At 66.7% G+C, this 12,182-nt stretch carries 11 protein-coding genes and 1 other annotated feature; of the genes, 1 reads left to right on the top strand and 10 read right to left on the bottom strand.

The features are described from left to right. Nucleotides 1-19: 19 nt before the first annotated feature. From NUV99_01835 to NUV99_01825, 3 genes are all read right to left on the bottom strand, one after another. Nucleotides 20-265 carry a hypothetical protein gene (locus tag NUV99_01835; GenBank protein MCR4418876.1) on the bottom strand — a complete coding sequence of 82 codons (246 nt, stop codon included), beginning with the start codon at nucleotides 263-265 and terminating at the stop codon, nucleotides 20-22. Between the two features lie 67 nt (nucleotides 266-332). Beyond that, the gene (locus tag NUV99_01830) at nucleotides 333-1,139 is read right to left on the bottom strand and encodes an ATP-binding protein (protein MCR4418875.1); all 807 of its coding nucleotides are present in this window, start codon (nucleotides 1,137-1,139) and stop codon (nucleotides 333-335) included. 15 nt (nucleotides 1,140-1,154) lie between these two features. Continuing rightward, the gene (locus tag NUV99_01825; GenBank protein MCR4418874.1) at nucleotides 1,155-1,883 is read right to left on the bottom strand and encodes a DnaD domain protein; all 729 of its coding nucleotides are present in this window, start codon (nucleotides 1,881-1,883) and stop codon (nucleotides 1,155-1,157) included. Nucleotides 1,884-1,998: 115 nt separating this feature from the next. Here NUV99_01825 and NUV99_01820 point away from each other — a divergent pair, with 115 nt between their 5' ends. Then, a complete protein-coding gene (locus NUV99_01820) occupies nucleotides 1,999-2,889 on the top strand; it encodes an Asp23/Gls24 family envelope stress response protein (protein ID MCR4418873.1) in 891 nt (296 codons plus the stop codon). On the opposite strand, the gene NUV99_01815 is transcribed toward NUV99_01820, so the two are convergent. The 7 genes from NUV99_01815 to NUV99_01785 all read right to left on the bottom strand — a co-directional run bounded on the left by NUV99_01815 (nucleotide 2,813) and on the right by NUV99_01785 (nucleotide 12,151). Further along, nucleotides 2,813-4,009: an aminotransferase class I/II-fold pyridoxal phosphate-dependent enzyme gene (locus NUV99_01815; protein ID MCR4418872.1), complete on the bottom strand. Its 1,197-nt coding sequence runs from the start codon at nucleotides 4,007-4,009 to the stop codon at nucleotides 2,813-2,815. The two genes, NUV99_01820 and NUV99_01815, sit on opposite strands and share 77 nt — an antisense overlap. Then, on the bottom strand, nucleotides 4,006-4,488 hold the full coding sequence (locus tag NUV99_01810; protein MCR4418871.1) for an Lrp/AsnC family transcriptional regulator: 483 nt from the start codon (nucleotides 4,486-4,488) through the stop codon (nucleotides 4,006-4,008). Before NUV99_01810 ends, NUV99_01815 begins: the two co-directional genes overlap by 4 nt. A gap of 37 nt (nucleotides 4,489-4,525) precedes the next feature. After that, nucleotides 4,526-4,736, bottom strand: a binding site (T-box leader). A 166-nt stretch (nucleotides 4,737-4,902) separates the two neighbouring features. Next, on the bottom strand, nucleotides 4,903-5,604 hold the full coding sequence (locus tag NUV99_01805; GenBank protein ID MCR4418870.1) for a hypothetical protein: 702 nt from the start codon (nucleotides 5,602-5,604) through the stop codon (nucleotides 4,903-4,905). Nucleotides 5,605-5,678: 74 nt separating this feature from the next. Then, nucleotides 5,679-6,590 (bottom strand): methylenetetrahydrofolate reductase, encoded by a 912-nt coding sequence (locus NUV99_01800; protein MCR4418869.1) that lies wholly within the window; start codon nucleotides 6,588-6,590, stop codon nucleotides 5,679-5,681. 2 nt (nucleotides 6,591-6,592) lie between these two features. After that, nucleotides 6,593-7,264 carry a methylenetetrahydrofolate reductase C-terminal domain-containing protein gene (locus NUV99_01795; GenBank protein ID MCR4418868.1) on the bottom strand — a complete coding sequence of 224 codons (672 nt, stop codon included), beginning with the start codon at nucleotides 7,262-7,264 and terminating at the stop codon, nucleotides 6,593-6,595. A gap of 32 nt (nucleotides 7,265-7,296) precedes the next feature. Further along, on the bottom strand, nucleotides 7,297-7,737 hold the full coding sequence (locus NUV99_01790) for a hydrogenase iron-sulfur subunit (GenBank protein ID MCR4418867.1): 441 nt from the start codon (nucleotides 7,735-7,737) through the stop codon (nucleotides 7,297-7,299). Nucleotides 7,738-7,753: 16 nt separating this feature from the next. After that, nucleotides 7,754-12,151: an FAD-dependent oxidoreductase gene (locus tag NUV99_01785; GenBank protein MCR4418866.1), complete on the bottom strand. Its 4,398-nt coding sequence runs from the start codon at nucleotides 12,149-12,151 to the stop codon at nucleotides 7,754-7,756. Nucleotides 12,152-12,182: the final 31 nt, after the last annotated feature.

Raw genomic sequence — 12,182 nt, 5'->3', positions numbered from 1 at the left:
CTCGCAGTCCGAGGCTCCCTCAAAGGCCGTTGTCCAGCGGCAGATCCCGCTCCGGCGGCCGGATAGGCCTTTTCTGCCTGGAAACGTCGCACTCCACCATGCCCTGGTAGCATTCCTCGCAGAGGAACTCCCCGCAGGCAGGGCATATTCGCATCTCTTCCGGGTGCATGTCCAGGCAGTCGTAACACAGGCTGGTGTCGCAGTGACGGCATATGACCCCTTCGACGTTCCTGGCCTTGCAGCGGTCGCAAACCGGGATGCGCATTGGCTGTCCTCCTAACCTAGGCTGCTCCCATGCGCCTGACCCCTTCCGCAAAGGGGGCCGATGCATCCTATGTATCCGGGCCCTCAAACGGTGCGCCGGCCGCCCGGGTCGCCTTGACCCGCCGGATGTCCTGCCCGACCCGCAGGCGGTAAACCCGGCAGTGCTCCAGAATCCTGGAGGTGGTGCGCTCCCCCAGGTAGTACTCGAGCTGTTCCAGGCTGAGGTTGGTGGTGATCACCGTGGGCAGTTCGTGGTTTATCCGGTAGTTGAGCAGGGAGTACAGCGTGTTTCTGGTCCATTCGGTGTAGTTGTGGGCCCCGAGGTCGTCCAGCACCAGGACGGCGCCGGTGCGGGCCCGCCGCTCCATCTCGTTGTCGCCTTCGGAATCCGGCCGGATCCCGCTTCTTATGGCCTCCAGGAGTTCCGGGACCACCACGAAGAATACGTCGTGCCCCCTTTCCACCAGGGCGTTGGCGATGGCCGAGGCCAGGAAAGTCTTGCCGCTGCCCACCGGGCCGGTGAACAGGAGCCCCCGCCTCGCCCCGCCCTCCAGGCACTCCCGCACGAACTCCCTGGCGGCGGCCAGACTCCGCTTGGCAGTTTCCAGGAACTCGGGCTCATAGTAACCGAGCTCGAAGCGGGCGAAGGTCTGCCGCTGCAGGGCGGGGGTGAGTCCGGCGCTCTCCCGCCTTCTGGCCAGGCTCTTCTGGCGCATGCAGGAGCAGCGTACGGCCCGATCGTCCCTGAGGACCACTCCCCGACCGTGACAGTGCGGGCACGTGTCCTCCTCCGGCCGGTCCGGAACCGGGGCCGCAGCGGCGCGGCGCGCCGGCAGTGAGGTCAGTATGCGACCGAGCGGTTCCCAATCCGCCATGCGCGATCCCGCTCCCTAGCTGAGGTAGAGATCCTTATACTTGTCGTCCTTCCATTCCTCTTCCGAACCCTTGGACTGCTGGCTTCTCCGCTTGCGGCGCCGCTCGCGAAACTGCGCCTCCAGTTCCTGCGCTTCCCGCAGCGTGCGCACGTTCTTCTTTTCCCAGTCCCGCAGGATGGAGTCGATGTAGCGGAAGTTGTAGACTCCCCGCAGTACGGCCAGGCGCAGCGCCTCCCGGACCAGCTCCGGGGGATAGCGGCGGCACCACTCCACCAACTGGCCGCTCTCCAGGGGTGAGAGGGGCCGGCCGAACTCCTGCTCAAAGGCCTGGTACAGCTCGCCTTCCTCCGGCTCCGTCTGGGGCGAAGAGGGGTTGGCCGCCTGATCCGAGAGCCAGAGCCGGGCCAGGCCCAGCACCAGTTCCTCGCAGCTGTACCGGTAACCGGATCGGTGGGATTCTCCCTCGGGGACCACCTTAAGAAACTTCTTTTCCATGAGAGAGGCCATGAGTTCGCGCACCCTGGAGGCATCCACGGCCATGAAGCGGCTCAACTTCTCGGGAGTGGGAAAGTGATCGCCCTCCAGGGCTTCCAGGCGAAGGAGGTGAAGGATCACCATTACCTCGGGCTCGGTCAGGCCCAGCCGCGCGTAGTTGGCCAGCAGCAGGTTGGGAACCGCCACCGTCCCCTTTCCCCACAGGACCGAAGCAAAACCGGCCAGCAGATCCGGCGCGACCGACGACACCCCGTCCCCTCCCCCAGACCAGCGATTGCCTCCCCACCATTATAGCACGAACCAGGAGGGTCTGGTAAAAGAACCGGCCTTGGCATATAATTTCGCCAGAACGGGAGGCGAGGAAATGCGCGTAGTGGCCTTGATCGGGCCGAGCGGCAGCGGCAAGAGCCACCATGCCCAACTGGTGGCGCACGAATGCGGGGCCCAGGCCATCATCGACGACGGGCTGCTGATCGCCGACAACCGCATCCTGGCCGGAAGCTCGGCCAAGAAGCAGCCCACGCGGGTGGGCGCGATCCGGGCGGCCCTTTTCTCCGATCCGGAGCAGGCCGGGCCGGTCAAGACCAGGATAAGGGAACTGGGTGCGGAAAAGGTCCTGGTCCTGGCCACCTCGGAAGAAATGGCCCGGCGGATAGCGCGGAACCTGGAGCTGCCGGACCCCGAGGAGATAGTGGACATCTTTGAGGTGGCCTCCCCAGAAGCCATTGCCCGGGCAAGGCGGGCCCGCCGGTTCGGCCGGCACGTCATCCCCGCGCCTACCGTAGAGGTCAAGCCCCGGTTTTCCGGAACCGCCATCCAGCCCCTCCGGGCCCTGCTGAGGCGCCGCCCGGGGGAAACGGATACGCCCCACACCCTCTGGGTGGACCAGTCCATCGTGCGGCCCACCTTCACCTACCTGGGCCGCTTCTACATCGCCAACGAGGCTCTGGTGACCATCGCCACCGCCGGCGCCGCCGCCCTGGGCGTCCGCCTGGAGCGGGTGGAGGTGCTGACCCGGCCGGAAGGCGTGATCATCAGCGCCGACGTGGAGCTTCCGTACGGCGCGGTGCTCCCCCGGATCGCCCGGGAGGTTCAGGAGAAGGTGGCCCGGGCGGTAGAGCACATGACCGCCCTCAACGTGCTGGCGGTAAATCTGACCGTACGGCGCCTGTCCTTCCCTATCCCAGCCCGGCCTGCCACAGACGCTGCCGGTGCCGGGCGCAGAAACTCCCCAGCCGCCGTAAGGCTTCCATGAGGGTGGCGGTTGAGGCCGCGTAGGAAAGCCGGAAGTGGCCTTCCCCGCTCTCGCCGAAGGCCGTTCCCGGAACTATCGCCACCCGTTCTTCCTCCAGCAGCCGGGTGCAGAATTCCTCGGCGGTCCAGTCCACCAGCCCCCGGAAGGAGGGAAAGGCGTAGAACGCGCCCTGCGGTTCAAAGCACTCCAGGCCTATCTGCCGGAGCGTGTGGATCACCAGCCGCCGCCGGAGGTCGTACTCGCGCACCATTCTCTCTACCGCCTCCCGGCCGCGCCGCAGGGCCTCGACTGCCGCCTTCTGGCTCATGATGGGGGCGCAGAGCATGGTGTATTGGTGGATCTTGACCATTCCCCGGATCACGGGTGCCGGGCCGCAGGCGAACCCGATCCGCCAGCCGGTCATGGCAAAAGCTTTGGAGAAACCGCCGATCAGCACGGTACGCTCGCGCATCCCGGGCAGCGAGGCGATGGAGGTATGGGTGCCCTCGTAGGTGAGTTCGGCGTAGATCTCGTCGCTTATCACCAGCAGGTTCCGCCGTTCTGCCAGGCGCGCCAGCGGGATCAGGTCCTCCCGCCGCATCACCGCCCCGGTGGGGTTGTTGGGGTAGGAGAGAATGAGTACCCGGGAGCTGGGGCTGAGGTGAGGCTGCAGGTCGTCCACGGTGAGCTTGAACTGCCGGACGGCCCGGGTGGGCACCGCCACCGGGCGGCCCCCGGCCAGCACGCTGCAGGGCTTGTAGGAGACGTAGTTGGGCTCGGGCACCAGCACCTCGTCTTCGGGGCGCAGGACCGCCCGCAGGGCCAGGTCTACGGCCTCGCTGGCCCCCACGGTGACCAGCATCTCCTCTCCCGGGTCGTAATTCAGCCCGTATCGCCTCTCCAGGTAGGCGGCTATTTCCTGCCTCAGCTCGGGCAGGCCCCAGTTGGAGCTGTACATGGTGTACCCCTGCTCCAGGGCCTGAAAGCAGGCCTCCCGGATGAACCAGGGGGTGACGAAGTCCGGCTCGCCCACTCCCAGGGAGATGACCCCCCTGGTGTTCGCCGCCAGATCAAAAAATCTTCTGATTCCGGAAGGCGGAAGGTCCCGGACCACGGGATTCAGAAAATCCTCCGGGTTCACGGGCTGACCACCTGCCTGCGGTCGGTTTCCTGGTCCTCCAGGATTACCCCGTCCTGCTTGTAGGTCTTGAGGACAAAGTGGGTAACCGTACTTTGAACGTGCTCGAGGGTGGCCAGCTTCTCGGCCACGAAGCGGGCCACTTCCTTCAGGTCCTTGCCCTCCACCATCACCGAGAGGTCGTAGGAACCCGAAACCAGAAACACCGACCTGACCTCGGGAAAGCGGTAGATGCGGGCCGCCACCTGATCGAAGCCGAGGTCGCGCTGGGGCGTGACCTTCACCTCGATGAGCGCCGCTACGCCGCTATCGCCCACTTTTTCCCAGTTGATCAGCGTCTGGTACTTGACTATCACCCGCTCTTCTTCGAGACGGCGGACGACCGCCGCCACCTCCTCCGGCGGGGCGCCGATCATGGCCGCTATCTGCTCGGGCGTCAGCCGGGCGTCGCCGGCCAGGATTTCCAGTATGCGCTTCTCCATGATACCCTCCCCTGCACCAAAAAATCTCCCGCCCGATCTTAGGGACGGGAGATCTCCCGCGGTACCACCCTAGTTGGCTGCTACCAACCCTCTCCGGCCCGATAACGGGGGCAAACCGCCTCGGCCTACTGTTGCTTCGACCCGGGGCTCCGGGGCCGCCTTCGGCAGGGTCAGACTACCGGGCTCACATCCTCCCCGGCTTGCTGAGGAGCCGAGCCCCGCCTACTCTTCCCCTTCCTCGCCTTTTGCCGATCCTGCTTAGGCAGGATTTTACCACCCCGGCGCGCCCCGGTCAACAGTCAGTTCGCCTGACGCATCCCGGTTTGTCCTGCCGGCAGTCCAGGTTCCCCTCGTACCGGTCGCTCGGCCGGCCGAACCGGGGTTCGAGCTTCACGCTCCGGCGGGCCGTGACACCTACCCGACCGCAGTTCTGCCCAGGGCGCGGCGGATGAACCGGGCCGCCTGCCAGGCGTCTTCTGCGGTCGCCGGATCCAACACGACCAGGGTAATACCCTCCTGCCGGCAGAAGTACTCCTGCCGCACCGGCCTGACCCCGGGTCTTCCTTCCACTGCCAGCGCCAGGCGCTCCTGCGGCAGGAAGTAATCCAGCAGCGTGCCGTGGAACGCGTACCTTTCTCTGACCTCGCGTCCGGGGAAAAGCAGGGCCAGGGCGCGGCGCAGCGGGTCCCCGGCACCCTCCTCCCTCTCTCCGGGTTCTGCCGCCGGCGGGGCAGGCTCGCCGGCTTCGGCCTGCGCTTCTGCAAGCACCTCCGGAGAAGCGGCTTCCCTGGACTCGAGGCCGGTCCGGTAGCGCTCTATGCCCGAGCGGATGACCGACTGGAGCTCGCGCCGAAACCATTCCGAGGTCCTGACCCATTCTGTGCCGGCCAGACGCTGGGCCACCAGCTGCTCCAGGAGCCTTTCCAGAAGTTCGGTGCGGCCCTCCAGCAGTTCCACCGCCATTTCGGCCGCCTGGGCCATGAGTGCCGCTGCTTCCTCGCGTGGCCGGTCCGAAAGTTCACCTGAGGCACGACCCGACTCCACCACCAGCTCTACGGCCCGGTCCACCAGGGACAGCAGTCGGGTCTCCCATTCTCGGCTGAACCTGCGGGTCAAGGCAAGTAACACCTCCGCGCCTGCCCTCTTCGCAAGAATGTATATGCCCGCCCGCAGTTCTTATGCGCCCGGGCTCAGCAGGAGCGCAGCCCCGCCTTCTCCACGATGGTGGGGACGATTTCCTCCCACATCACCGCCATGATATGCACCCCGGCCACTCCCTCTATGGAGCGCAGGCGCCGTATTTGCTCCACGCATATTTCCACGCCTTCGGCCTTCGCGTCCGCCGCCTTCTTCATCCGCTCCACGATGGCATCGGGAACCACCATGCCCGGGACGGTTTGCATGTAGCGGGCCGCTCCGGCCGACTTCAGGGGGGTGACTCCGGCCAGGATGGCCGCCCGCTGGTGCAGCCCGCGCTCCCGCACCATGGCCATCCAGCGATCGAAACGGTCGAGGTCGAAGATGCACTGGGTCTGAATGAACTGGGCGCCGGCGTTAATCTTCTTTTCCAGGCGCAGGACGCGGAATTCGAAGGGATCGGCGAAGGGGTTGGCCACCGCGCCGATGAAGAAACGCGGCTCGTGCTCCTTGATCTCCTCACCGCACAGGAACTTCTTCTCGTCCCGCATCATCTTCACCGTGGCAATAAGCTGCACGGAGTCGATGTCGAAGACGTTCCGGGCGGTGGGGTGGTTGCCGAAAGACTGGTGGTCGCCGGACAGGCAGAGCACGTTGCGGACCCCCAGGCTGTAGGCACCGAGGAGATCGCTTTGCAGGGCGATGCGGTTTCGGTCCCGGACCGTCATCTGCACTATGGGCTCCACGCCTTTTTGCAGGCAGTGTACCGCCGCGGCGATGCTGGAAAGCCGGACTACCGCCGTCTGGTTGTCGGTGATGTTTACCGCGTCCACGTAGTCCTTGAGAAGCTCGGCGTGGTGCCGGATACCCTCGGCGGAGGCGTGTTTCGGCGGCCCGATCTCCGCCGTCACCACGAACCTGCCCTCGCTGAGGAGTTTTTCCAGCTTGCTCTCCGTGGTGGGCACGCTCACGGCAGCATCACCTCTTCCTTCAGCACCTTCCGCGGCCCGCCGTCCTTGGCCTTGGACCAGTCCTTAACCGGTTCTACCTGCAGAAGCTGATCCAGCCGGCCCAGCAGCTTCAGCCGGTCGTAGATGAGCTGCCAGGCGCAAGGCGTTTCCTTGTTCACTTCGCACTTTCCGTCTTGGGATCCGCCGCAGGGGCCGTTCATCAGGCTCTTGGCGCAGCGGATGACCGGGCAGATGCCGCCGGTGCGGTGCAGCACGCAGTCCCCGCAGAGCCCGCAGCGCTCCTCCCATTGGCCGTGCGCTACCGTGCCGCCGGCGAACTTGGTGTTTAGAGCCGGGAAAACGGGCTTGGGGTAACGTTCGGCCAGGAACTGCACGCCGACGCCGCAGCCCAGGGAAAGGATGCAGTCCACATCGTCGGTAACGAAGCGCTCGAGCTGATCCACGTATTCCGGGTCGCACTGCCTGGTCAGCGTGACCTCTACGGTTTCCAGGGGCTCACCGGCCAGCTGGCGCTTCATCCGCAGGGCGGCGGCCAGGATACCGGTCTCCTTCTCCCCGCCGGCCAGACACACGGTCACGCAGCCGCCACAGCCCACCACCAGTACCTTCCTGGCCCCGGCTATCATTTGGTAGACCTCTTCCAGGGGCTTTCCCTCGGCAACGATCATTTCCTCGTCCCCCGCTTTCTCCTCTAGGCCTTTCATGACCGAGCCGCGCCGCTCTTCCCGGCCGCCCGGTTCAGCGGGCTGGGCCCGAGGGCGCGGATGCGCTCCGTCATCTCCCTGGCGATCTCGGCAAAGCGCGGCCCCATGGAGCCGGACAGGTTGAACATCTCCAGGCGCTCGGGCTCCAGGCCGATCTCCGCCAGGAGCTTCTTCACCGCCGCGACCCGCTTCTTGGCCCGGTAGTTGCCTCTGAGGAAGTGGCAGTCGCCCTCAAGGCAGCCGGCCACGTAGACGCCGTCCGCACCCTGCTCGAAGGCCTCCAGGATCACCCGGGCGTCGATCTTGCCGGAGCAGGGCATCTCCACCAGGCGTATGTTGGGCGGATAGGGCAGCCGCATGGAACCGGCCAGGTCGGCGGCCGCATAGGCGCAGTAGTAGCAGCAGAAGGCCACGATCTTGGGCTCGAACTCGCTCATGCCTTGCCCACCCCCTCTAGGCCGAGAAGAGCCCGGTGACCTTGGCCATGAGCTGCTCGTCGCGATAGTGTTCGAGCTGAATGGCCTTGGCCGGGCATTCGCCGGCGCAGGTCCCGCAGCCCTGGCACTGCACGGGGTTGATCTCGGCCACGTTTTGGGCGCTGATCCGCGGAACGCCGTAAGGGCAGACGCGCACGCAGGTCAAACAGGCGGCGCACTTTTCCGGCTCGACCACGGCCACTACGCCGCCCACCAGGAGTTCCGGTTGGGATAGGACGGTAGCCGCCCGGGCGGCCGCGCCCTGGGCCTGGGCGATCGCTTCTCCCAGGTTCTTGGGTGCGTGGGCGCTGCCGCAGAGGAAAATGCCGGGCGAGGGACAGTCCATGGGCCCCAGCTTGGCGTGCATTTCCACGAAGAACCCGTCCTCGTTGCGGGTCAGCTTGAGCTGGTTGGCCAGCTTCTCCACCCCTGCCGGCGCCACCGCCCCGGTGGCCAGAACCAGGGCGTCGGGCTGCAGCCTGATCTCCTCTCCGAGGCTGCGGTCGAAGACCCGCACCCGCAGGGCGTCGTCCCGGCGCTCCACCTCGGGCGGCCGGTCGTCCGGGTAGGGAACGAAGATCACTCCCCTGGCCCGGGCCTGACGGTAGTAGTGCTCGAGGAAGCCGTAGGCGCGGAGGTCGCGGAAGAGCACGAACACGTCGGTGCCGGGGCTGCTGGCCTTGAGGCGCAGGGCGTTCTTCAGGCTGTGGCTGCAGCAAACCCGGCTGCAGTAAGGGCGCTCGGCGTTGCGCGAGCCCACGCACTGGATGAAGACCACCTGGCCGTAGGCCTGGGCCACGGTAGGGGAAGCGGCCATCAGTTGCTCGAACTCGGTGTTGGTGAGCACGCGCGGGTCCTGACCGAGCAGATACTCCCGCGGACGGTTCTCCTCGGTGCCCGTGGCCACGATTACTACCCCGTGCTCGAGCCTAACCGTGCGGCGCACGTGTTCCCGGCCCGCCTCGCCCACCGAGATGGTGGTGACGAAGTGCCCCTGGTGGCCGCCGAAGTCCTCCACCCGGGCGCGGGTATAGATCTTGATCAGCGGATGCTCGCGCACCTTTTGCAGCAGACCGAGCAGGAAGATCTGGAGATCGTCACCCTCCAGGCTGTAGCGCAGGAAGCGCAGCCGGCCGCCCAGCTCTGCCTCCTTCTCCACCACGAAAGTCTCGTAGCCCTGCTCGGCGAGGCTCAGGGCGGCGGTCAGCCCGGCCGCGCCTCCGCCCACCACCAGCGCCTTCTGAACCACCGGTACCGGGCTTAGGTGCAGCGGGCGGTGTGTCTTTACCTTGGCCACGGCCATGGCCACCAGGTCCTTTGCCTTGGCGGTGGCCTCTTCCGGCTCCAGTCGGTGCACCCAGGAGCACTGGTCGCGGATGTTGGCCATCTCGAACAGGAACTGGTTCAGCCCGACCTCCCGCAGCGCCTCGCGGAAGAGGGGCTGGTGGGTGCGGATGGTGCAGGAGGCCACCACCACCCGGTTCAGCCTTTCCCGCTCGATGATCTCCTGGATGCGCTTCAGGCTGTCCTGCGAGCAGGTGTAGAGGTTGTGCTCCGCGTAGACCACTCCGGGGAGTTCCCGCGCGAATTGGGTTACCGCTTCCACGTCCACCACCGAGGCGATGTTCAGGCCGCAGTGGCAGACGAATACCCCCACCCGGGGCTCTTCCGAGGAGACGTCCCGCTCGGGCGGGTACTCCTTGGCCCGCACCCGCTGACCCCGCGCCGGCGCCAGGAACTCTGCCGCGGCGGCAGCGGCCGCGCTGGCGTTCATGACGGTTTCCGGTATGTCCCTCGGGCCCTGGAAGGCTCCGGCCGCGAAGATGCCCTCGCGGGTGGTGAAGACCGGCCTGAGGGGATCGGTAAGGGCGAAACCGTACCGGTTCAGCTCGATACCCAGGGCGCGGGCCAGTTCGCGGGCTGCCGCCGGCGGCCGCAGGCCCACGGACAGAACTACCAGGTCGAACTCTTCCTCTCTTATCTCTCCGTCCGCAACGTACCTGATGATCAGGTTCCTGGTTACCGGGTCTTCCTTCACCGCCGAAATCATGGACCGGAGATAGCGGACACCGGCCACCTTGGCGGTATCGACGTACCGGTCGAAATTCTTCCCGTAGGAGCGCATGTCCAGATAGAAGATGGTGGGCTCGATATTGGGGTCGTGCTCGCGGGCAATAAGCGCCTCCTTGGTGGCGTACATGCAGCAGACGGCGGAGCAGTACTCTGCCGCCCGCGCCTCGTCGCGGGACCCCACGCACTGGATAAAGGCCAGCCGCCGCACGTGCGCGCCGTCGCCGGGTCGTACGATCTCGCCCTGAGTGGGCCCGGTGGAACTCAGCAGACGCTCGAACTCCATGCTGGTCATGACGTTGGGGTAGACCCCGTACCCGTATTCCCCGGCGGCCCGGCCCTCGTAGAGAGAGTAGCCGGGAGCGGCAATCACCGCGCCCACTTCAATCTCTACCATCTCTTCCCGCTGGTCGTGCTCTATGGCCTTCTTCTGGCAGGCGGCTGCGCACTGCAGGCACTCCGAGCATATGCCGCAATTGAGGCATCGCCTGGCCTCCTCAATGGCCTCCTCGCGGGTATACCCCGGGCTCACCTCGCCGAAGCCGGTCCGGCGCTCGGCGGGGGACAAGAGGCGCGGTTCCAGCCGCGGCCTGGGTTCCACCTTCACCTTGGGCGGGGGACCGAGCTTGTCGCCCGTCTCCTTCTGCCTGCCGGCGGCCATGTCCTCGCCGCGCAGGTAGCGGCTGACGGAAAGGGCGGCCTCGTGGGCCGAGCCCACCGCCTCCACCACCGAGCTAGGACCCAGCACCACGTCGCCGCAGGCGAAGACCCCGGCTGCGGTGGTGGCCATGGTCACCGGGTCCACCTTGATGGTGCCGTCGCGCCGCACCTCCACCCCGCTCTCCGGACCCAGGAAGGAAAGGTCGGTCGCCTGGCCGACGGCCAGGATCACCGTGTCCGCCGGGAACACCCGCTCCGAGCCGGGTATCTCCCTGGGGGCGAACCGGCCTTCCGCATCCACCGCCGGCTCCACCCGGATGAACTCCATCCCGGTAACCCGGCCGTTCTCGCCCAGGATGCGGCGCGGGACCCAGCAGGTGTGAACCACCACTCCTTCTTCCTCCGCCTCGGCGATCTCCCAGGCGTGGGCCGGCATCTGCTCCTTGGTGCGCCGGTACACTATCTCCACCGTTTCCGCACCCAGCCGCAGGGCGGTCCGCGCCGCATCTACGGCCACGTTGCCGCCGCCGATCACCAGCACTTTACTGCCCACCTGCGGGCGGTCTCCCAGGGCGGCCTCCCGGAGGAAGGAAAGCCCCGGCCAGACGCCCTCAAGGTCGGTTCCCGGGACGTCGAGGCCCCGGCTGGCGCCGGCGCCCACGGCTATGAGAACCGCCTGATACTCGCGGCGCAGGTCTTCAAAGCTCACGTCCTGCCCTACCCTGACGCCGAGTTTCAGCTCTGCCCCGCCGGCCAGCAACCAGGCCAGGTCCCGCTCGACCGCCGCTTCGGGGAGGCGGTAGCGCGGGATGCCGGCGCGCAGCAGGCCCCCGGCCACATTGAGGGCGTCGAAGACCGTTACCCGGAAGCCTTCCTGGGCCAGGTCAAAGGCGGCCACCAGGCCCGCGGGCCCGGCGCCGATGACCGCCACCTTTTCCGGCCGGCGCTCTGCCGGCGGTGCGGGCGGCCTGTCCTCGCCGAAATCGGCCGCGGCCCGCTTGAGCCACTGGATGGCCACCGGAGCATCGAACTCGGCCCGGTTGCATTCCTCCTCGCAGGGGTGGTGGCAGATACGGCCGCACACCGCGGCGAAGGGCATGCGCCTGCGCACCACCTCCAGGGCTTCGGTAAACTTGCCCTGAGAAATGAGAGCCACATAACCCTGCACGTTGGTTCCGGCCGGGCAGGTGGAGCGGCAGGGAGGGGTGCCCCGCTTCTCTATGAGGTACTTGTTGGGCACGGCCTGCGGGAAGAGCTTGTAGACCGCCTTGCGCGTGTTCATCTCTTCGTTGAACAGGTCGGGTACCTCCACGGGGCAGACCTGTTCGCAGTCGCCGCAGGCGGTACATTCCCGGAGGTTGATGTAGCGAGGCCTCTTCCTGACCTTCACCCGGAACTGACCGGGCCTGCCGGTCACGCCCTCCACGTTGCTGCAGGTGTGGATGGCGATGTTGGGGTGGTTTAGGGTATCGGTCATGCGCGGACCCAAAAGGCACATGGCACAGTCGTTGGTGGGGAAGGTTTTGTCCAGCTGGGTCATGCGCCCGCCCAGGGAAGGGCTGTCGGTTACCAGGTGAACGTAAAAACCCGAAGAGGCCAGGTCCAGCGCGGCCTGCATTCCGGCAATGCCCCCGCCGACTACCATCACCGCCCCCACGCGCTCGCTCGCGCTCACT

The organism is Clostridia bacterium (assembly GCA_024653205.1).
Lineage (GTDB): Bacteria > Bacillota > DSM-521 > Neomoorellales > SLTJ01 > JANLFO01.
The sequence above is the reverse complement of the archived record's forward strand: the minus strand, read 5'-3'. Positions and strand labels throughout refer to the sequence as shown.